Here is a 19458-nt window from a genome sequence, read left to right as displayed (position 1 = left end):
CTTGTCCCCCGGCCGTCACGCTGTGAGGGTGGAATCACGCCAGGTCGTCACGGGCCGCCGCAGCCCGTGGGACGGCTTGCCCTTCGCGTGGGTGCGCGGTGCGATTCGCACCACCGCACCGGGGGGAGGGGCGCCGGCCGGGACGCCATGTGTGGTGATGGCCCCCGGGACCCGGATTCGGTGAGGCGTTGCTGCTCCGCCTCGCCGAAAGCGTCCACCGACGACACCGGCGTGACACCAGCGGGTCCCCCCGGGGCCGAGTGCGCGAGCGCTCGGGCCCCGGGGGGACGCGCCAGGTTCGACAGAGGGTTCCCGGGGTGAGTGCCGCCCGGACCTGTTGAGATCATGACCGTAGCTGAAGAGGCGACTGTCAGGGAGTGCTCGACGTGGCTGCGGATCCGATCGCCGATCTCGAGGACGGCCTGCCCGACGAGGCCGCCGGACGCCTCTACCTCCGCATCATCGACGAGGGCGGCCGGATCCCGATCGAGGCCGTCGCCGTCCACGAGAAGGACGCCCTGGACCAGCTCCTGGCCGTCGGCCTGCTGCTCACCAACCCGCTGGACGGCGCCTACATCGCGGTGAGCCCGCGGACCGTCGGCGACCGGGTCGGCGCCGACATGCGCGCCCGGGCGGCCGGCCTGCTGCACCGGGCGGAGCGGTTGCCGGACGCGTTCGCCGCCCTCGCCCACGCCTACGAGGCGCTCCCGCGCGGCGACGACGAGCGGCACCACGCCGTCTACGTCGAGGGCCAGGACCGCATCCGCCACCGGATCGCCGAGCTGATGTCCGAGTGCAAGGAGGAACTCCTCGCCGCCCAGCCCGGCTCCCGCGGCCCGGAGACCAGACAGCTCGCCAGGCGGCAGGACACCGCCATGCTCGACCGCGGCGGCCGCATGCGCACGCTCTACCAGCCGGTGGTGCTCACCGAGCCCGGCACGGTCGGCTACGCGGCCGAGCTCAGCGCCCTCGGCGCGCACGTCCGGGTCCTGGACGAGCCGTTCCAGCGCATGATCGTCATCGACCGGAAGACCGCCGTCATCCCGGCGTCGGACGACAACAACCGGGCGGTCTTCATCTCGGACCCCGCGGCCGTCGCCTTCCTGGTGGCCGGCTTCGACCGGGACTGGGCCCGGGCCGACGTGGTCCTCTGGGACCAGCTGGACGCCCCGGCGGTGTCCCGCTCGGTCTCCGACCGGATCGGCCGCCTGCTCGCCGCCGGGCTCACCCAGCGCGGAGTCGCCACCCGGCTCGGCCTCAGCGAGCGCACGGTGGCCGGCCACATCTCCCGGCTGCGCGAGCGTTACGGCGCGCAGACCCTCTTCCAGCTCGGCTGGCTGATGCGGGGCGGACGCGACGAGTGAACGGGGACCGCCGTACGCGGTCAGCCGGTGGCGATCTCCGGCGACCAGTAGCCGTAGGAGGTCGGCGTCTTGCGCGGGCTGGGGAACTGCTCGCTCGGGGCGGTCCAGAAGCCCTCGCGCAGCGAGAGCGCCATGCCGGCCCAGTCCAGGGCGGTCTCGACCGTGTGGTGCAGGGCCTCCTGCGACCAGGTGTCGTCGAACACCAGCGGCAGCACCGGGGAGACCTGCTCGATGGTGGCGATCAGCGGGTTGTGGGTGATGGCCTCGTCGACCAGCAGCACGATCGGCTTGCGCAGGGCGGAGGCCCAGCCGAGCTCCAGGCTCACCCCGGCCGACAGCGGCGCGCCCACGTACGCGAAGACCAGGTCGGCGGTCTGCAGCGCGCGGAAGTCGGAGGGCACCCGCGGCTCCGGCGCGCGGCCGGCCACCGTCCAGGCGTCGCTGTGGTGAGCGCTGTACACCGCGGCACCGCTGCGGAGCAGGGTGGAGCGCAGGGTGGTCAGCCGGGTCCGGCTGGCGAGGGTCACCACACTGTCCGCGGGACCGGTGAGCCGCATCAGCGGCGCGGCCAGGAACACGCGTGCGCGGCGACCCTCGGGGGTCTGGGCCACGCGGTGACGCATATTGGGCTCACTCATGTCGACTCCGGAGCGACGGCCGACCGGGGCTGCGCTGAGTCCTGGCCGACGTGCGGGCGTTGGGGGAAGGCGGTTGTGCGGCACAGACCTGGCTCGGCGGCCCGGATCGGCTGGACCGACCGGCAGGGCCTGGTGAGGCGCGACCCTGGGATCTCCGCGGTCACGGAATCCCTATCGGGTGTGCACTGATCGTCTCTGCTTGCTCCGCGAAACGTCCACTGGCACAGGGTGTCATCTCTGTGTCTGGCAGTCAGATGACAGTCTCTGACTGATCACTGCCGGCAGCGGTTTCCCCGAACGGGTGTCATCTTTGTGCCTGGCGAAAGAATGACACCACCGGGACCGGACAACTGTTTGCACGGTGTCTCGGCTTCAGGCTTACATTGCTAGGCGTCAAACGGCGGTGAGGAACTCCGGGTTCGGACCCTACGCTGTTGGTTATAGCAGATACATGACAAAGGGGAGTGTGGCATGCGCCGTGTTGCTCAGTTCGTGATCCGTGCGTCGGCCGTTTCACTCCTGGTGGCAGGTGCTCTGTCGGTTGCCGGTGTCGGCGACTGGGGTTGGCAGGCCGGTCACGGTGCGGCCGTCGATTCGAGCAGCGTCCAGCTCGATGACACCGACTGGGGCTGGGGCAGTGCCGACCGCGGCTCGGTCGGCACGGGCGACGTCCAGATCGCCGCCGAGGACTGGGGCTGGGGTTTCTCCGGTGAGCAGGCCGACACCGGCACGCTCGCGGCCGGCGACTGGGGCTGGGGCAGCGCCGCCCCGAGTGCCTGACGGATCGTCCACTCGGCCGGCGGGGCTAACCCTCCCCGCATCCGGGCCCGGCCGGCGGGTGGTCGACGAGCACGGGGTCGTCCTCGTCCACGTCGACGAGCTGGGGGTTCTGCTGGGCCATCCGCCAGCCGAGCTGGAACAGCGTCTCGGCGCCGTACTCCTCGCGGATGTCGGCGATGTGACGGGCCAGCGTCCGTTCGCTGATGCCCAGGCTGCGGGCGATGACCCGGTGGCCCACGCCCTGGATGAGCATCTGGACGATCCGGGTCCGCAGGCGTGAGATCACCTCCTGCGGCACCTCGGTGGCGCCGGGGAAGGGGATGGCCCGGTCCCACAGGCCCTCGAAGGTGCCGGTCAGGTACCGGACGACGGCCGCGTCGTGGATGAAGGCCGCCTTCTCGTCGCCCTGGGCCGGGATGACGGCCACCTCGCGGTCCACGATGATCAGCCGGGTGAAGGGCTCGGCCAGGGTCCTGATCTCGGCGCCGAGCTCGGTCATCCGCTCGGCGTACTGTCTGGTCGGTGGCGAGTAGCGGGCGCTCGGCTGGTAGATCGTCCGCCGGGAGACGCCGCGGCGGACCAGGACCACGTCCCGGTCGCCGATCCGCTGGATCAGGTGCTGGGGTCGACTGCCGCCCGGCTGGGCGGTCAGGACCTCCTTGTACGCGCCCTCGACCAGGATTTCCAGGCGCTGGCTGATCTCGGCAACTCCGTGCACGTACTCCACCGGACCGCCGCTTTCCACGAGGTGTCCGAGGGAACCGTACGCCTGGCTGAGATCCTGCAGGGCGGTGGGGACGTTGACCGCGCGGGAAAGCAGGGCGAGCGCCTGCTCCTGCCACTGCGAGCTGAGCCTTCCCGCGATGTGCGCGGGATCGACGACGGTACTGCAGTCGGGATCATGCGAGTCGGGTATCAGGAGACCGAGATCCAGGAGTTCCGAGCGCAGCGGTCCGTCGGCGTCCGGGACGGATTCCAGCCGGCCTCCGGCGGCGACTATCCGCAGGTAGAGCTCTCTCGCCTCGGGCGAAAGAATCTCCGACGCCGGGCCGCCGACGTCATTCCGGCCCGATTCCTTCATGTGCTCTCCCCTCCTTCCCGGCCCCGTGACGCGAGGTCGTCCGCTGCCTGGACACGCACCGCGAAGCCGGTCCCCGGCACCGCGCCGACGGCTCCGGGCGACCACTGAGCACTCTACGCACGGCCAGGAGCTGTTGGCACCCCCTCTGATGGGGGGCCAACAGCTCCCGGTGACGATAGCGGCAGTCAGCGCTTGGGGCGCCAGACCACCAGTGCGCTGGACTGCTGCACCTGCTGGTAGGGGACGAGGTCGCGGCGGTAGGAGGCGTGCACGGCGGCCTCCCGCTGCTGGAGGGTGGCGGCCGCGCCCTCCAGGGCGTCGGCGAGCTCGACGACCCGGGACTGGAGCGCGGTGACCTGGTTCTCCAGCTCGATGATCCGCTTGATCCCCGCCAGGTTGATCCCCTCGTCCTGGGACAGCCGCTGCACCTCGCGAAGCTGCTGGATGTCCCGGGACGAGTAGCGGCGGCCGCGGCCGGCGGTGCGGTCCGGGCAGACCAGGCCGAGCCGGTCGTACTGCCGGAGCGTCTGCGGGTGCAGGCCGGAGAGCTCGGCGGCCACCGAGATCACGTAGACCGGGGTGTCCTCGGTGAGCTGGTACGGGTTGCCACGGGCCGCGGCCGGACGGCGGGGGGTGCCGCCGGGCAGGCCCTCGCCGAGGCCGGGACCGATCGGGCTGTCGGGGGTCATCTGGTGATCACGCTCCCTCCGCCGCCTTGAACAGGGCGGCACGTGGGTCGTCCGAGGCCGTGGCCTCGCGGTACTGCTCCAGCGCCGTCAGCGCGTCGCCGGTGACGTGCTTCGGGACCACGACCTCCACGGTGACCAGCAGGTCGCCGCGGGTGCCGTCCTTGCGGGTGGCGCCCTTGCCCCGGGCCCGCATGGTGAGCCCGTTGGCGCTGCCGGACGGCAGCTTGAGCCTCACCGAGGGGCCCTTGAGGGTCGGCACCTCGATGGTGCCGCCCAGCGCGGCTTCGGGGAAGGTCACCGGCACGGTCACGGTGAGGTTGTCGCCCTTGCGCCCGAACACCGGGTGCGGGTCGACGTGCACGGTGACGTAGAGGTCGCCGGGCTGGCCGCCCCGCTCGCCCTGGGCCCCCTTGCCCTTGAGCCGGATCCGCTGCCCGTCCTGCACCCCGGCGGGGATGCGGACCTGCATGGTGCGGGCGGAGGAGGCCCGGCCGCTGCCGTGGCAGACGGTGCAGGGGTCGTCGACGATCATGCCGCGGCCCTTGCAGTCCCGGCAGGGCTCGGACAGTGCGAACGCGCCCTGGCCTCGGCTGACCGTACCGGCGCCGACGCAGGTCGGGCAGACCCGCGGGGTGGTGCCGGCCTTGGCGCCGGTGCCGGCGCAGGCCCGGCAGGCCGCCTGGCTGGTCATCCGCAGCGGGACCGTGGCGCCGTCCACGGCCTCGTCGAAGCTCAGGGTGACCTCGGTCTCCACATCGGCGCCGCGCCGCGGCTGGGCCTGCCGGCCGCCGCGGTTGAACAGCCCGCCGAACACGTCGCCGAGGCCCCCGCCGCCGCCCTGCGGCGAACCGTTGTTGAACAGGTCGCCGAAGTCGAAGTTGTAGTTGCCCCCGGCGCCGCCCGGACGGAACCCGCCGGACCCGAACAGCGAGCGGGCCTCGTCGTACTCCTTGCGGCGCTTGTCGTCCGACAGCACGTCGTACGCCTCGGAGATGTCCTTGAACCGCTCCTCGGCCTTGGCGTCGCCCTTGTTGGCGTCCGGGTGGAACTCGCGGGCGAGCTTCCGGTAGGTCTTCTTGATCTCTGCGGCGGTGGCGTCCTTGGGCACGCCGAGGACCTTGTAGTAGTCCTTCTCCACATAGTCCTTGGCACTCATGGCTCTACCGCCACCTCCCGGAGTCTCTGTATACGGCACTGCGGAGCCGTGCGCCGTACTGGACGACGTACGACTCCGCAGTGCGCGGTGTGTCAGTTGTCGGCCGCACCGTCGGCCTTGTCGGCGTCCGGCTCGGCGGTGGTCTGGGTGCCCGGCTGGGGCTCCGCGACCGCGACCATGGCCGGGCGGATGATCCGCTCGCCGATCCGGTAGCCCGGCTGGAGGATCTGGACACAGGTGTCCTCGGTGACCTCCGAGGAGTAGCTGTGCATCAGCGCCTCGTGCAGCGTCGGGTCGAAGGGCTCGCCCTCCTTGCCGAACTGCTGCAGACCCAGCTTGGCGACCACGGTCTCCAGCGACTCGGCGACGGACTTGAAGCCGCCGGTCACCTCACCGTGCTCGCGCGCCCGGCCGATGTCGTCCAGCACCGGGATCAGCGACTCCAGGATGTTGGAGATCGCGATCTCGCGCACCGTCAGCCGGTCGCGCTCCACCCGCTTGCGGTAGTTCTGGTACTCGGCCTGCAGTCGCTGCAGGTCGGCCGTCCGCTCCTTGGCCTCGCGCTTGGCGGCGGCGAGCTCGTCGCCGGACGCGCCGGCGACGGCCTCCTCCGCGGCCTTGATCACAGCCTCATCGGCGGCGGAGTCGTCGCCGGGCTGCTCGCCCTGCGGCTTCTCCGTCATGCGGCACCGCCCTTGGGCTTCTCGTCGTCCACGATCTCGGCGTCGACCACGTCGTCGTCCTTGGCGCCCGCGGACTCGCCGGCACCGGCCGCACCGGCGGCGTCGGTCTGCGCGTACAGCGCGGCGCCGAGCTTCTGGGCGGTGGTGGACACCTTCTCGGTGGTCTCGCGGATCTTGGCGATGTCCTCGCCCTTCAGGGCCTCCTTGAGCTCGCCGATCGCCGTCTCGACCTCGGTCTTGACGTCGGCCGGGAGCTTCTCGGCGTTGTCCGCGATGAACTTCTCGGTCGAGTAGACCAGCTGCTCGCCCTGGTTGCGGGTCTCCACGGCCTCGCGGCGCTTGTGGTCCTCCTCCGCGTACTTCTCGGCCTCTTCGCGCATCCGGTTGACCTCGTCCTTCGGCAGCGAGGACCCGCCGGTGACGGTCATCTTCTGCTCCTTGCCGGTGCCGAGGTCCTTCGCGGCCACGTGCATGATGCCGTTGGCGTCGATGTCGAAGGTGACCTCGATCTGCGGCAGGCCGCGCGGCGCCGGCGGCAGGCCGGTCAGCTCGAACATGCCGAGCTTCTTGTTGTACGCCGCGATCTCGCGCTCGCCCTGGTAGACCTGGATCTGCACCGACGGCTGGTTGTCCTCGGCCGTGGTGAAGATCTCCGAGCGCTTGGTCGGGATCGTGGTGTTGCGCTCGATCAGCTTGGTCATGATGCCGCCCTTGGTCTCGATGCCGAGGGACAGCGGGGTGACGTCGAGCAGCAGGACGTCCTTGACCTCACCCTTCAGGACACCGGCCTGGAGGGAGGCGCCGATGGCGACGACCTCGTCCGGGTTGACGCCCTTGTTGGCGTCCTTGCCGCCGGTCAGCTCCTTGACGAGCTCGGCGACGGCCGGCATACGGGTCGAGCCGCCGACCAGGACCACGTGGTCGATCTCGGACAGCGCGATGCCGGCGTCCTTGATGACGTTGTGGAACGGGATCTTGCAGCGCTCGAGCAGGTCCAGGGAGAGCTGCTGGAACTGGGCCCGGGTGAGCTTCTCGTCCAGGTGCAGCGGGCCCTCGGCGGAGGCCGTGATGTAGGGCAGGTTGATCGAGGTCTCCGAGGAGGAGGACAGCTCGATCTTGGCCTTCTCGGCGGCCTCGCGGAGGCGCTGGAGGGCCATCTTGTCCTTGGACAGGTCCACGCCGTGGCCGGCGTGGAAGGTCTTCACCAGGTGGTCGACGATGCGCTGGTCCCAGTCGTCACCACCGAGGTGGTTGTCACCGTTGGTGGCCTTCACCTCGACGACGCCGTCGCCGATCTCCAGGAGGGACACGTCGAACGTGCCGCCACCGAGGTCGAAGACCAGGATGGTCTGGTCGTCCTTGTCCAGGCCGTACGCCAGGGCGGCGGCGGTCGGCTCGTTGACGATGCGCAGGACGTTGAGGCCCGCGATCTCGCCGGCCTCCTTGGTGGCCTGGCGCTCCGAGTCGTTGAAGTACGCCGGGACGGTGATGACCGCGTCGGTGACGGTCTCGCCCAGGTACGACTCGGCGTCGCGCTTGAGCTTCTGCAGGACGAAGGCGGAGATCTGCTGCGGCGTGAAGTCCTTGCCGTCGATGCCGATCTTCCAGTCGGTGCCCATGTGGCGCTTCACCGAGCGGATGGTGCGGTCGACGTTGGTGACCGCCTGACGCTTGGCGACCTCGCCGACCAGCACCTCGCCGTTCTTGGCGAAGGCGACGACGGACGGCGTGGTCCGAGCGCCCTCGGCGTTGGTGATGACCGTGGGCTCACCGCCCTCAAGAACACTGACGACGGAGTTCGTCGTACCGAGGTCGATGCCGACCGCGCGTGCCATCGTTGTACCTCCAGGGGGGAAGTTGAGCTGTACGGACTCAAGGATGCACGAGGACCCGGAGAGCGTCAACAGCCATGAGTCGGCATGGCTCAACTTTACTGAGCGCTTATGTGGAGGTGCCTGCCGACCGGGTGAGTGTGGCCTTACGTGACTGTCGCCATACCTTGAGCATCTTCTGAGCGACTGGTAGAGGGCGGTATTGTCCGGCCCGTCGGCCGTGGAAGTTACCGACGAGTACACTCGTAGAGACACTGCTATAGGAAGCCGCAGGAGACGGAGAGCCGATGCAGCTAGCAGCGATCGTCATCTCGCTGGTCACCACTGTGATCGGCACCGCGCTCGCCGCCCGTGCGGCCGCGTACATCTACAAGGTGGTGAGGACCGGTTCGCCGGACTCCACCCGGTTCGGCGCGCCCGCGAGCCGCATGAAGACCCTGGTGGCCGAGTTCCTCGGCCACACCAGGATGAACCGCTGGGGCATCGTCGGCGTCGCGCACTGGTTCGTCGCGGTCGGCTTCTTCTCCCTGGTGCTGACCCTGGTCAACGCCTTCGGGCAGCTCTTCGACGCCGAGTTCGTGCTGCCGGTGATCGGCCACTGGCTGCCCTGGAACATCTTCGTCGAGCTGATCGGCACCCTGACCACGCTGGGCATCGCGACCCTGATCGTGATCCGGCTGCTCAGCCTGCCCTCCCGGGCCGGCCGCAAGTCCCGGTTCGCCGGCTCGATCGCCTGGCAGGCGTTCTACGTCGAGTACACGATCCTCGGCATCGGCCTGTGCATCATGATGCTGCGCGGCCTGGAGGGCGCCCTGGAGGGCGTCGACTCCTACGACCCGGCCTACCTGGTCTCGTACCCGATCGCCGCCGCGTTCGACGGCGTCGCGCACGGCACCCTGGTCAACCTGGTCTACCTCTTCGCGATGCTGAAGATCTGCATCTCCTTCGCGTGGGCGACCACCATCGGCATCAACCCGTCGATGGGCGTGGCCTGGCACCGCTTCCTGGCGTTCTTCAACATCTACTTCAAGCGCGAGGAGGACGGCGGCACCGCGCTGGGCGCCCTGCGCCCGATGACCAGCAACGGCGCCCCGATCGACTTCGAGGACCCGGCCGACGACGCGGTCTTCGGCGTCTCCCAGGTCGAGCACTTCTCCTGGAAGGGCATCCTCGACTTCTCCACCTGCACCGAGTGCGGCCGCTGCCAGTCGCAGTGCCCCGCCTGGAACACCGGCAAGCCGCTCTCCCCGAAGCTGCTGATCATGAGCATGCGGGAGCACGCCTTCGCCAAGGCGCCGTACCTGCTGGCCGGCGGCGGCAAGGACATGGAGGGCACCGAGCAGGCCACTCCCGAGCAGCTGAAGGACGTCCCCGCCGCGGCCCTCGCCGAGGCCGAGCGCCCGCTCATCGGCACCGCCGAGGAGAACGGCGTCATCGACCCGGACGTGCTGTGGTCCTGCACCACCTGCGGCGCCTGCGTCGAGCAGTGCCCGGTGGACATCGAGCACATCGACCACATCGTCGACATGCGCCGCTACCAGGTGATGATCGAGAGCAGCTTCCCGACCGAGGCCGGGACGATGCTCAAGAACCTGGAGAACAAGGGCAACCCGTGGGGCATGGCCACCAAGGCCCGCCTCGACTGGGTCAAGGAGCTCAAGAAGGAGACCGGCATCGAGGTGCCGGTGATCGGCGAGGACATCGACCCCGCCGAGGTCGAGTACCTCTACTGGGTCGGTTGCGCCGGCGCCCTGGAGGACCGCGCCAAGAAGACCACCAAGGCCTTCGCCGAGCTGCTGCACACCGCGGGCGTCAAGTTCGCGATCCTCGGCAAGGAGGAGACCTGCACCGGTGACTCCCCCCGCCGTCTCGGCAACGAGTTCCTCTTCCAGATGCTCGGCGCCCAGAACGTCGAGACGCTGAACGCCGCGCTGGAGGACGCCCCGACCAAGCGGATCGTGGCCACCTGCCCGCACTGCTTCAACACCATCGCCAACGAGTACCCGCAGCTGGGCGGCCACTTCGAGGTCATCCACCACACCCAGCTGCTGCAGCACCTGATCGACGAGGGCAAGCTCGTCCCGGTCAACCCGGTCGAGGGTCTGATCACCTACCACGACCCGTGCTACCTGGGCCGCCACAACAAGGTCTACACGCCGCCGCGCGAGATCATCGGCAAGGTCCCGGGCCTGCGCAACGAGGAGATGCACCGCCACAAGGAGCGGGGTTTCTGCTGCGGCGCCGGCGGCGCGCGGATGTGGATGGAGGAGCGGATCGGCAAGCGGATCAACACCGAGCGCGTGGACGAGGCGCTGTCCCTCAACCCGGACATCGTCTCCACCGCCTGCCCGTTCTGCCTGGTCATGCTCTCCGACTCGGTCAACGGCAAGAAGAACGAGGGCGCGGCCAAGGAGCACCTGAAGGTGGTCGACGTCGCCCAGCTGCTGCTCGAGTCGGTCAAGGCCCAGCCGGTCGAGGCCGCGGCGGAGCCCGTCGAGGCCTGACGCACCCGGCCCGGTCCGAGGGGGCGCGGGGACGCACGCGAGACGGAGGGAACCGACCCGGTTCCCTCCCGCCGCGCACGGATCCCCGCGCCCCTTCGGCGTACCCGGGCACCGGAGGATGACGGTCGGTCATGCCCTAGCATTCGGCGCATGACTGATGGCGGGGGCATAACGGGAGCGTCCGGTACGGGGCCGGTGGGGACGGGTGGACAGACGGCCGGCCAGGGCGACCCGGGCGGCTGGGGCGGCACCCCGGCCTACCTGCCGCCGGTGACCAGCGCCGGACCCGACTGGGCCGCGATGGCCGACGCCAACGAGGCCGAGCACCGGCGGAAGAAGCTGATGAAGATCGGCGGCGCCGTCCTCGGCGTGGCCGTGGCCGGCGCCCTGGTGGCCACCGCCGTCGCCGTCTCCCGCCCCGGCGGCGACCCCGAGGCGAAGGCGAGCGCCAGCGCCCCGGTCAACCCCGACGGCCCGGCCGTCGCCGCGACCGGCTCCGCCACCCCCGCGCCCAGCACCTCCGGCACCCCCGCCGAGTCCCCGTCCGCCACCCCCACCGACGGCGCCTCCGGCCCCCCCAAGCCCACCAAGGGCACCACCAAGCCCGCCGCCGGCGCCACCGGCCCGGGCCCCGGCGGTGCGGCGCCCGCAGCCGGCCTGCCCGGCCTGTCGCTCGGCAACGGCGCCGCCGTCGGCACCACCGAGGGCCACACCGGACCCACCCTCAACCTGCGCGGCTCCGGCGACGGCTACGCCCAGAGCGGCGCACCCCTGGTCGACACGTCGAAGAGCTTCACCGTCTCCGCCGTGGTCCGCAACAACGCCCCCACCGGCGGCCGTGCGGTCGTCACCCAGGGCACCGGCAGCTACTACTCCTTCTACCTGGGCCGCGACTACTGGGACACCCACAACCAGTGGGTCTTCAAGGTGCAGACCGCCGCCGGCGACCAGGACACCACCACCCGTCAGGCCTTCTCCACCGCCCCCGCCACCACCGGCCAGTGGACCGTGCTCACCGGCGTCTACGACGCCGGCACCCAGAAGATCCAGCTCTACGTCAACGGGGCACTCCAGCAGACCACCTCCATTCCGGGGATCTGGCAGACCTCGGGCGCCCTGCAGATCGGCCGGACCCGCTGGAAGTCCCAGTGGACCGACTACTGGGACGGCGCCATCGCCGACGTCCAGGTCTGGAACCAGGCCCTCCCCGGAGCCGCCGTGGCCCAGCTCGGCAGCAGCGGCGGCGTCTCCGCGGGCGCGGCCCCCGCGCACTCCTGGCTGCTCCCCTGACCGTCCCGGCCGGCCGGCGGACGGCTGCCGGACCGCCGCTGCGCCACCCGGGTGACGGTCCTCGCACCCCCGTGAGGAAGGGGCTCACGGGAGAGGAAATACAGTAGGCCCTGGTCCGCACCTCGCGGACCGCTGGAACCGGCCACCGGCGGGGCTCCAGCCAGGTCACCGAGGAGCGGAACCGGCCACCGGCCGGGCCCGTACCGGTAGCAGGGGAGAAGCGCGCACCATGACCGAGGCGATCATGCTGGTCGGCGGAAAGGGCACTCGGCTGCGCCCGCTGACCACCCACACGCCCAAGCCGATGCTCCCGGTCGCCGGCGTGCCGTTCATCGCGCACCAGCTGGCCCGCGCCGCCGCCGCCGGCGTCACCCGGGTGGTGCTGGCCACCTCCTACCTGGCCGACGTCTTCGTCGACCACTTCAAGGACGGCAGCCCGTACGGCATCGAGCTGGTCTACCTGACCGAGGAGGAGCCGCTGGGCACCGGCGGCGCGATCCGCAACGCCGCCTCGGGCCTCACCTGCGGCCCCGACGAGCCGGTCCTGGTCTTCAACGGCGACATCCTCTCCGGCCTGGACATCGCCGCCCTGCGGGACGGCCACGTGGCCGCCGGGGCGGACGTCACCCTCCACCTCACCCGGGTCGAGGACCCGCGGGCCTTCGGCCTGGTGCCCACCGACGCCCACGGGCGGGTGCTGGAGTTCCTGGAGAAGCCCGAGACCCCCGAGCAGATCGTCACCGACCAGATCAACGCCGGCTGCTACGTCTTCACCCGGTCCGTGATCGACCGGATCCCCACCGGCCGCGAGGTCTCCGTCGAGCGCGAGACCTTCCCCGAACTGCTGGAGACCGGCGCCCTGGTCCGCGGCGTGGTGGACACCTCGTACTGGCTGGACCTCGGCACCCCCGGCGCCTTCGTCCGCGGCTCGGCCGACCTGGTGCTCGGCAAGGTCGACTCCCCGGCCGTCCCGGGCCCCACCGGCGAGGCGCTGCTGCTGCCCGGCTCCCGGGTCGACCGCGCGGCGGTGCTCGGCTCCGGCACCGTGGTCTCCGAGGACGCCCGGATCGACGCCGGCGCGATCGTCGAGGGCAGCGTCATCCTGCCCGGCGCGGTGATCGGCCCCGACGCCTACGTGAAGGACTCCATCGTCGGCGCGTACGCCGTGATCGGGGCCCGCTGCAGCCTGGACGGCGCGGTCATCGGCGACGGCGCCGTGCTGGAGTCCGACAACGAGCTCACCCCCGGCCTGCGGATCGCCTGCGGCACCCTGCTGCCGGTCGGCGCGGTGCGCACCACCGCCGGTCCGGGCGGCTGCCCGGCGGGCGAGAACGCCGCGGCCGCCGTCCACGGGCCCGCCGGACGCCTCACCGTGGCCGGACCGCGCAGCGGCGAGACCGCCACCGTCGGCGACTGAGCCCCACCCGGCGCCCCGCGTGGCGCCGGTCGGAGCGGCCGGCCCGATACCGCCGGGTCGTCACAGGACGGCTGCAATCTCCCGACCGGCCCGTGATCACCCGACGGTCGGTCAGCCGGACCGGGTACCGTCGATGCGTGGCAGGCAATCGACACGACAACGGGCAGGGCGGCGATCCCCGGCAGGGCTGGGCGGCGTCCGGGCAGCAGCCGTACGGCGGCAACCAGCCGTACGGCCCGCCCTCGGGGGAGCCCGAGTACTTCACCGCGCCGCACCCGCAGGCGTCCCACCCGCAGCCGCCCCAGGGCGGCGACCGGTACGCGGGCGACCAGCCCGGGCACACCCGGGCCTTCGCCGTCGGCGAGGAGCCCTACGGGCCGTACGACCCCTACCCGCCCCAGCAGCCGTACGGCGGCGAGCCGTACGCCGAGGGCGCGTACGGGGACGACCCGTACGGCGGGTACGACCAGGGCGGCTACGGCGCCGAGGACAACGTCGCCGTCTACCGCGCCGGCGGCCAGTCCGCCCCGCAGGTCAGCGGCCCGCCGCTGCCGTGGCGCGCCCTGCTGGTCGGCATCTACCGCGAGCCCGCCCGGACCTTCGCCCGAATGCGCGACCACCAGGTGTGGCTGCCCGCGCTGGCCGTCTCGCTGATCTACGGCGTGCTCGCGGTCTTCGCCCTGGGCAGCACCCGCCAGGACGTGGTGAACTCCACCTTCTCGGTCGCCGCCTGGTCCATCGTGGCCGCCGCGATCGGCTTCACCGTGGCCGGCGGCATGCTCGGCGCGGTCACCTTCGGACTCGCCCGGCAGTTCGGCGGCGACGGCCCCTGGCAGTCGACGGTCGGCCTGGCCGTGCTGATCGGCTGGACCACCGACGCTCCCCGGCTGCTGCTGGCGCTCTTCCTGCCGACCGGGAACATGGTCGTCCAGGTCGTCGGCTGGATCACCTGGCTGATCTGCGCCGTCCTGCTGACCACGATGGTCCGGCGGATCCACGACCTGCCCTGGGGCAAGGCGGCCGGCGCCGCGGCGCTGCAACTGCTGGCCCTGCTGGTCCTGATCAAGCTGCCCACGCTGGGCTGACGCCCCGGCGTCCGCCGGTCCGCCCGCTCGGCCCGGCCCGCTCGGCCCGCTCGACACCGCCCGCTCGGCCCCGGCCGGGCGGGCGTCGGGCTTCCGGGGGTCCGTCCGACCGGGACCGATCGCGGAGGTGTCCGGATGCCGGGATTTTGTAGGGTGTGGTGTCCGCCCGGTCACCCCGCGGCGACGTCCGCCCCGCCCACACACCGCGTCCGGAGCCACCGAATGACCCTCCCCACCACCCATGTCAGCTTCCCGGCCGGAGCGGTGACCGGCGAGTCGCCGGTCCTCGCCGTGCACGCCCTGTCCGACGGCCGCCACGCCGTGGTCACCGAGGCGACCCCGTTCCACCCGCTCGACCACACCTGGCCCGACCAGCCCGCCGACCACGGCACGCTGGTCGTCGACGGCACCGAGCACCCCGTGGTCGACTGCCTGACCGGTGCGGTCGGCCCCGAGGGCGGCGACCTGCTGGTCGGTGCCGACATCCCGGTGCGCCGCGGCGACGAGGAGTGGTCCTGGCTGGTGCTGCACGTCCTGGACGGCGCACCCGGCGAGATCGTCGGCCGGACCGCCGAGCTCCGGGTCGACGCCGAGCGCCGCGCCCTGCTCTCCGCCTCGCACAGCGGCTGCCACCTGCTGGCACTCGCCCTCAACGCCGCGCTCGCCCCGCGCTGGCGCAAGGACCCGGGCCGCTCCGACGCCTTCGGCAACCCCGACTTCGACAGCCTGGCGATGGCCACCTCGGTCATGGACATCGAGGCCAGCACGGACACCTACCGGCTCGGCAAGTCCCTGAAGAAGAAGGGCTTCACCGCCGACGCCACCGAGGAGCTCCCCTCCCTCGCCGACGCCCTCCCGGCGCTCACCGAGACCGTCAACGCCCAGCTGGCCGCCTGGGTCGCCGCCGACGCCGCCGTCCGCATCGAGGTGCCCGGCCCCGAGCTGACCGCCCGCCGCCGCTGGCACTGCGAGCTCCCGGTCGGCACCGCCGAGATCTTCTGCGGCGGCACCCACCTCCACCACCTCGGCGAGCTCGCCGAGCTGCGCACCGAGCTGCGCCTCTCCGAGGACGGCAGCGAGCTGGTCGCCGTCACCCGCCCCAAGCGGGCCTGACCCGCCCCGGCGCGAGCGCCGGACGCCGACGGCGAACGACGGAGGGGCGGCCCGGGTGGAGTACCCGGGCCGCCCCTCGTCGTCTTCAGTCGTTCCGCTGAACCGCTGTTCCAGGCCGGTACCAGCCGGCGGCTGCCCACTCACCGGCCGGAGAACTCCGGCCCACCCCCGCGGGCGGTGGAGCTCAGACCTGGCTGCGGTGGAAGTTCAGGTGCGAACGCGAGGCCGTCGGGCCGCGCTGACCCTGGTAGCGCGAGCCGTAGCGCTCCGAGCCGTACGGGTGCTCGGCCGGCGAGGACAGCCGGAACAGGCACAGCTGCCCGATCTTCATCCCCGGGTACAGCTTGATCGGCAGGGTGGCGACGTTCGACAGCTCCAGGGTCACGTGGCCGCTGAAACCGGGGTCGATGAAGCCGGCCGTCGAGTGCGTCAGCAGACCGAGCCGACCGAGGCTGGACTTGCCCTCCAGCCGCGCCGCCACGTCCTCCGGCAGCGTGATCACCTCGTACGTCGAGGCCAGCACGAACTCGCCCGGGTGCAGGATGAACGGCTCGTCGCCCTCCGGCTCCACCAGCCGGGTCAGGTCCGGCTGCTCCTCGGAGGGGTCGATGTACGGGTAGCGGTGGTTCTCGAACACCCGGAAGAAGCGGTCCAGCCGTACGTCGATGCTGGAGGGCTGGACCATCGCAGGGTCGAACGGGTCGATCACGACCCGGCCCTTGTCGATCTCGGTTCGAATGTCCTTGTCAGAGAGCAGCACGCCCCCGAGGTTACGTGGACCGGTGGGCCAGGCACGAATCGCCCCTGGGCCCGCCCACCGGCCGCCCGGCCGCCTCAGGCCAGGAACTCGGCGGCCTCCAGCCGCATCGCCCGCGCCAGCTGCGGCTCCGAGAGCTCGCTCACGTCGGCCGGCACCGAGCTGCGCAACCGCCCGCACTGCGGACAGCGGATCAGCCGCCCGGGGCCCAGCCGACGGGGGCCGAGCATCTGCATCGGGAACGTGCTGGTGCTGAACAGGTGCCCCTCGGCACAACGAACGACGGTGCGCTGCTCCATCGGTCCCCTTCCCGTACTTCCCCGTGAGCCGCCCGGCCCGCGCCTCAGGCGCCCGGGCGACAGCGTCACATTAGGGGATGTACCGGACACACCTCGCCGAGGCTCGCCGCCCCCGACGCCTCCCGAACGGGCGACACAGTACGCCCCGCAAACCCTCCGCCGCACCGACCCGCGGACGCGTTCACGCCAGGCGTCCGGGCGCCCTCCCGGATGGGGTACAGTGGTGATTGATCGAGCAGTCGCTGACGGCTCGTCAGCTGCGGGCGTAGTTTAATGGTAGAACATGAGCTTCCCAAGCTTAGAGCGCGAGTTCGATTCTCGTCGCCCGCTCCAAAGGAAAGCCGCAGGTCACACGACCTGCGGCTTCTCTGTTGTCCGGAGTGCTCCCGGCGCCCCGCCCCTCGTGATCGGCCCCGAGCGCGGCCGCTCCGCCGCCCCGGAGCCCCCGTGGGAGCCCCCGCCCGGGTGATCTGTCGGTCCGTCAGCCAGACTGGGCGGCACCTTGGTTCGTCCAGCGAAGGGGGAAGCGCATGCGGTACGCCGACGGGCCCACCGCCCACCACGAGGTCCATGTCGAGGCGGCTCCGGCCCGGGTCTGGGAGCTGGTGACCGACATCCACCTGCCCACACGTCTGAGCGCCGAACTCCAGCGGGTCGAGTGGCTCGACGACGCCGCCGCACCCGCGATCGGCGCCCGGTTCGCGGGCTACAACCACCACCCGGTGGTGGGGGACTGGCGGACGGTGTCGCAGATCGTCGAGCTGGACGCCGAGCGTGCCTTCGGCTGGGCCGTGATGGACGCGGACGGCCGCTACGGGGAGGCCTCGGACGACCCGGACCGCCGGATGGCGACCTGGCGGTTCGACCTGGAGCCCGAGGCGAACGGCACCCGGGTCCGGCAGTCCGTGCGGATCGGTCCGGCCCGCTCCGGCATCAGCCCCTGGATCGACCGCATGCCGGAGCGGGAGGAGGAGCTGCTGGTTCGCAGGCTCGGCGAGCTGCGCACCGGCATGGAGGCCACCCTCGACGGCCTCAAGGCCCTCGCCGAGGGCGATGCGGGCAAGCGCGGTCTCCAGGACTAGCGAACCCGTTCCGCAGGCGGGCGCGGCGCCTCGGAGGTAGCCGCGCCACATCTTCTCGATCAGCACCGCACCACCCTGGGAGAATCGACCCGCTCGGCCCGATCGGCCGGGCGGGTACGAGATCGGCCGGGGGGAACAGGTGGGGGACGTCACGCTCGCGGGAGTGTCGTTCTATGTGACGCGGATGACCGACGTGATCGGCGACAGGTGGACCGTCGAGTACGAGGGTCGCGGGCCGGACGGCTTCCTGATCTGGGTCTCGCGCGGCTTCGACGCTCCGGCCGGCCGTCTGGAGGTCGGTTCCTCACGGGAGTTGGCGCCCGAGCTGCGGGCTGCCGTGATCGCGGACGCCCGGGAGTGGCTGGCGGACTTCGTCAGTGAGGACGAGGAGCGGCTGCTCGCCGAGCGGGAGCGGATCGCGGGCCGGCCGGACGAGGAGGACTGGGCCCCTCCGGGCCTCAGCCGGTTCGAGCTCCGGGTGGATGGTCCGGCGGAGGAGTACGCGGCCCGGCTGCGGACGGTTCTCGCGGCGGCCGTCGACCGGGCGGTCGCCGGGGCGGGGATCGACCCGGCCGTCGTCCCGGGCCCGCTGCCCGCGTGGTTCGCCGCCGCCTGCGCGAACGACGGCTCCGGCGTGCCCGGGTTCGCGCGCCGTGGAGCCGAGCGGTTCCGGGCCGCCGGTCACGGCGTCGGGTGGTCGGCGGAGGGCTGGCTGGAGCGGTTCGAAATCGACTGTCCGTTCCGGACCTGGTCGTGGTGGGATCTCACCGGCGGCGACGACCGCACGACCCTCTCGCTCTGGGTCGACGCCGCCGGCGAGGACTTCTTCGCCTGCGACGAGCTGCGCTGGGCCGCCTACACGGCCGGGGCGCAGGCGGTCACCGGCCCCGCCCTGGACCGGCTCGACGGATGGCGCGGCGAACCGTCGGTCTAGGGCGTTTCGGCCAAGCCCTGGCGCCGGCCCGGGCCGGTCAGGCCGGGGAGCGCCGTCGTCTCCGCCCTCGCCACCATGAGCCCACCGACCCCGGAGTACCCGTGACCACCGTCCAACCGCCGCTCCCCGCCCGGCAGATCCGCGCCGCGTACGACGACCGCAGCCTGGTCGTCTACCAGGCGTACCCCGTCGACATCGCCGAACCCGCCCTCGCCGTAGGCGGGTTCGTGCCGCCGTTCAAGCGCGAGCGGATGACCTGGATCAAGCCCTCGTTCCGCTGGATGATGTACCGCTCGGGCTGGGCCACCAAGCCGGGCCAGGAGCGGGTGCTGGCCGTCCGGATCAGCCGGGAGGGGTTCGAGTGGGCCCTCGGTCGCGCCTGCCTCAGCCACCACGACAAGGGCCTGCACGTCTCGGCCGCCGAGTGGAAGCGGGAGCTGGCCGCCAGCCCGGTCCGGGTGCAGTGGGACCCGGAGCGCGGCACCCAGCTCCAGCCGCTGCCCCACCGGGCCGTACAGATCGGCCTGTCCCGTGAGGCGGTCCACCGGTACGTCGACGAGTGGATCCTCGGTCTGGAGGACGTCACCGACCTGGCCCACGCCGCCCACGCGCTGGTCCGGGAGCGACGGCTCGCCGAGGCCGACGCGCTGATCCCGGCGGAGACCCCCTACCCGCTGCCCGACCACCTGGCGGCGCGGATCGACGCCACGACCACCGGCACGACCACCGGAGGCTGACCCGGGCGGCGCTCGTC

General features: G+C 71.9%; 17 protein-coding genes, 1 tRNA gene and 1 pseudogene. 11 read left to right on the top strand and 8 right to left on the bottom strand.

From position 1 onward, the window contains the following. Positions 1-386: 386 nt before the first annotated feature. On the top strand, positions 387-1364 hold the full coding sequence (locus ABWK59_RS17320) for a LuxR C-terminal-related transcriptional regulator (protein WP_354641490.1): 978 nt from the start codon (positions 387-389) through the stop codon (positions 1362-1364). 20 nt (positions 1365-1384) lie between these two features. Here ABWK59_RS17320 and ABWK59_RS17315 read toward each other — a convergent pair whose 3' ends face one another. Then, a complete protein-coding gene (locus tag ABWK59_RS17315; RefSeq protein WP_354641489.1) occupies positions 1385-2002 on the bottom strand; it encodes a hypothetical protein in 618 nt (205 codons plus the stop codon). A 522-nt stretch (positions 2003-2524) separates the two neighbouring features. Here ABWK59_RS17315 and ABWK59_RS17310 point away from each other — a divergent pair. Continuing rightward, positions 2525-2782, top strand: coding sequence for a hypothetical protein (locus tag ABWK59_RS17310; RefSeq protein WP_354641488.1), 258 nt, complete (start codon positions 2525-2527; stop codon positions 2780-2782). Positions 2783-2807: 25 nt separating this feature from the next. Here ABWK59_RS17310 and ABWK59_RS17305 read toward each other — a convergent pair whose 3' ends face one another. From ABWK59_RS17305 to dnaK, 5 genes are all read right to left on the bottom strand, one after another. Next, positions 2808-3863, bottom strand: a complete 1056-nt coding sequence (locus tag ABWK59_RS17305) for a LuxR family transcriptional regulator (RefSeq protein ID WP_354641487.1) — start codon at positions 3861-3863, stop codon at positions 2808-2810. A 185-nt stretch (positions 3864-4048) separates the two neighbouring features. Then, positions 4049-4552, bottom strand: coding sequence for a heat shock protein transcriptional repressor HspR (locus tag ABWK59_RS17300; RefSeq protein ID WP_354641486.1), 504 nt, complete (start codon positions 4550-4552; stop codon positions 4049-4051). A gap of 7 nt (positions 4553-4559) precedes the next feature. Further along, entirely contained in the window at positions 4560-5708 is a 1149-nt protein-coding gene (dnaJ, locus tag ABWK59_RS17295; protein ID WP_354641485.1) for a molecular chaperone DnaJ, read from the bottom strand. Between the two features lie 92 nt (positions 5709-5800). Beyond that, positions 5801-6391 (bottom strand): nucleotide exchange factor GrpE, encoded by a 591-nt coding sequence (gene grpE, locus ABWK59_RS17290; protein WP_354641483.1) that lies wholly within the window; start codon positions 6389-6391, stop codon positions 5801-5803. Beyond that, complete coding sequence (dnaK, locus tag ABWK59_RS17285; protein WP_354641482.1) at positions 6388-8226, bottom strand: molecular chaperone DnaK; 1839 nt, start codon at positions 8224-8226, stop codon at positions 6388-6390. Before dnaK ends, grpE begins: the two co-directional genes overlap by 4 nt. Before the next feature lie 284 nt (positions 8227-8510). Between dnaK and ABWK59_RS17280 the strand changes: the two genes are divergently transcribed. The 5 genes and pseudogenes from ABWK59_RS17280 to ABWK59_RS17260 all read left to right on the top strand — a co-directional run bounded on the left by ABWK59_RS17280 (position 8511) and on the right by ABWK59_RS17260 (position 15632). Continuing rightward, positions 8511-10727 carry a (Fe-S)-binding protein gene (locus ABWK59_RS17280; RefSeq protein ID WP_354641481.1) on the top strand — a complete coding sequence of 739 codons (2217 nt, stop codon included), beginning with the start codon at positions 8511-8513 and terminating at the stop codon, positions 10725-10727. 150 nt (positions 10728-10877) lie between these two features. Next, positions 10878-12017, top strand: coding sequence for a LamG domain-containing protein (locus ABWK59_RS17275; RefSeq protein ID WP_354641480.1), 1140 nt, complete (start codon positions 10878-10880; stop codon positions 12015-12017). 229 nt (positions 12018-12246) lie between these two features. Then, positions 12247-13311 (top strand): annotated as a pseudogene (locus ABWK59_RS17270) (sugar phosphate nucleotidyltransferase); the annotation flags it as partial. Positions 13312-13571: 260 nt separating this feature from the next. Next, positions 13572-14519 (top strand): Yip1 family protein, encoded by a 948-nt coding sequence (locus ABWK59_RS17265; RefSeq protein WP_354641479.1) that lies wholly within the window; start codon positions 13572-13574, stop codon positions 14517-14519. A gap of 222 nt (positions 14520-14741) precedes the next feature. Continuing rightward, entirely contained in the window at positions 14742-15632 is an 891-nt protein-coding gene (locus tag ABWK59_RS17260; RefSeq protein ID WP_354641478.1) for a metal-dependent hydrolase, read from the top strand. A 184-nt stretch (positions 15633-15816) separates the two neighbouring features. Here ABWK59_RS17260 and dcd read toward each other — a convergent pair whose 3' ends face one another. Then, positions 15817-16392 carry a dCTP deaminase gene (gene dcd / locus ABWK59_RS17255; protein ID WP_354641477.1) on the bottom strand — a complete coding sequence of 192 codons (576 nt, stop codon included), beginning with the start codon at positions 16390-16392 and terminating at the stop codon, positions 15817-15819. A gap of 74 nt (positions 16393-16466) precedes the next feature. Then, on the bottom strand, positions 16467-16688 hold the full coding sequence (locus ABWK59_RS17250) for a hypothetical protein (protein ID WP_354641476.1): 222 nt from the start codon (positions 16686-16688) through the stop codon (positions 16467-16469). A gap of 259 nt (positions 16689-16947) precedes the next feature. On the opposite strand from ABWK59_RS17250, the gene ABWK59_RS17245 reads away from it, so the two are divergent. The 4 genes from ABWK59_RS17245 (at position 16948) to ABWK59_RS17230 (ending at position 19441) form a co-directional block, all read left to right on the top strand. Further along, positions 16948-17021 (top strand) — tRNA-Gly (locus ABWK59_RS17245). A 197-nt stretch (positions 17022-17218) separates the two neighbouring features. After that, complete coding sequence (locus tag ABWK59_RS17240) at positions 17219-17770, top strand: SRPBCC family protein (protein ID WP_354641475.1); 552 nt, start codon at positions 17219-17221, stop codon at positions 17768-17770. A gap of 163 nt (positions 17771-17933) precedes the next feature. Beyond that, on the top strand, positions 17934-18704 hold the full coding sequence (locus ABWK59_RS17235) for a hypothetical protein (RefSeq protein ID WP_354641474.1): 771 nt from the start codon (positions 17934-17936) through the stop codon (positions 18702-18704). Between the two features lie 101 nt (positions 18705-18805). After that, entirely contained in the window at positions 18806-19441 is a 636-nt protein-coding gene (locus tag ABWK59_RS17230; protein ID WP_354641473.1) for a DUF4291 domain-containing protein, read from the top strand. The last annotated feature ends 17 nt before the right edge of the window (positions 19442-19458 follow it).

The organism is Kitasatospora sp. HUAS MG31 (assembly GCF_040571325.1).
Classification (GTDB): Bacteria; Actinomycetota; Actinomycetes; order Streptomycetales; family Streptomycetaceae; genus Kitasatospora; species Kitasatospora camelliae.
This window is presented reverse-complemented; position numbering and strand designations above follow the sequence as displayed.

What these genes read in the sequence shown, in the direction of transcription:
- grpE (WP_354641483.1), bottom strand. Translation starts at nt 6,391, where the DNA reads ATGACGGAGAAGCCGCAGGGCGAGCAGCCCGGCGACGACTCCGCCGCC.
- ABWK59_RS17240 (WP_354641475.1), top strand. Translation starts at nt 17,219, where the DNA reads ATGCGGTACGCCGACGGGCCCACCGCCCACCACGAGGTCCATGTCGAG.
- ABWK59_RS17250 (WP_354641476.1), bottom strand. Translation starts at nt 16,688, where the DNA reads ATGGAGCAGCGCACCGTCGTTCGTTGTGCCGAGGGGCACCTGTTCAGC.
- ABWK59_RS17260 (WP_354641478.1), top strand. Translation starts at nt 14,742, where the DNA reads ATGACCCTCCCCACCACCCATGTCAGCTTCCCGGCCGGAGCGGTGACC.
- dnaJ (WP_354641485.1), bottom strand. Translation starts at nt 5,708, where the DNA reads ATGAGTGCCAAGGACTATGTGGAGAAGGACTACTACAAGGTCCTCGGC.
- ABWK59_RS17275 (WP_354641480.1), top strand. Translation starts at nt 10,878, where the DNA reads ATGACTGATGGCGGGGGCATAACGGGAGCGTCCGGTACGGGGCCGGTG.
- ABWK59_RS17305 (WP_354641487.1), bottom strand. Translation starts at nt 3,863, where the DNA reads ATGAAGGAATCGGGCCGGAATGACGTCGGCGGCCCGGCGTCGGAGATT.
- ABWK59_RS17315 (WP_354641489.1), bottom strand. Translation starts at nt 2,002, where the DNA reads ATGAGTGAGCCCAATATGCGTCACCGCGTGGCCCAGACCCCCGAGGGT.
- ABWK59_RS17280 (WP_354641481.1), top strand. Translation starts at nt 8,511, where the DNA reads ATGCAGCTAGCAGCGATCGTCATCTCGCTGGTCACCACTGTGATCGGC.
- dnaK (WP_354641482.1), bottom strand. Translation starts at nt 8,226, where the DNA reads ATGGCACGCGCGGTCGGCATCGACCTCGGTACGACGAACTCCGTCGTC.
- ABWK59_RS17300 (WP_354641486.1), bottom strand. Translation starts at nt 4,552, where the DNA reads ATGACCCCCGACAGCCCGATCGGTCCCGGCCTCGGCGAGGGCCTGCCC.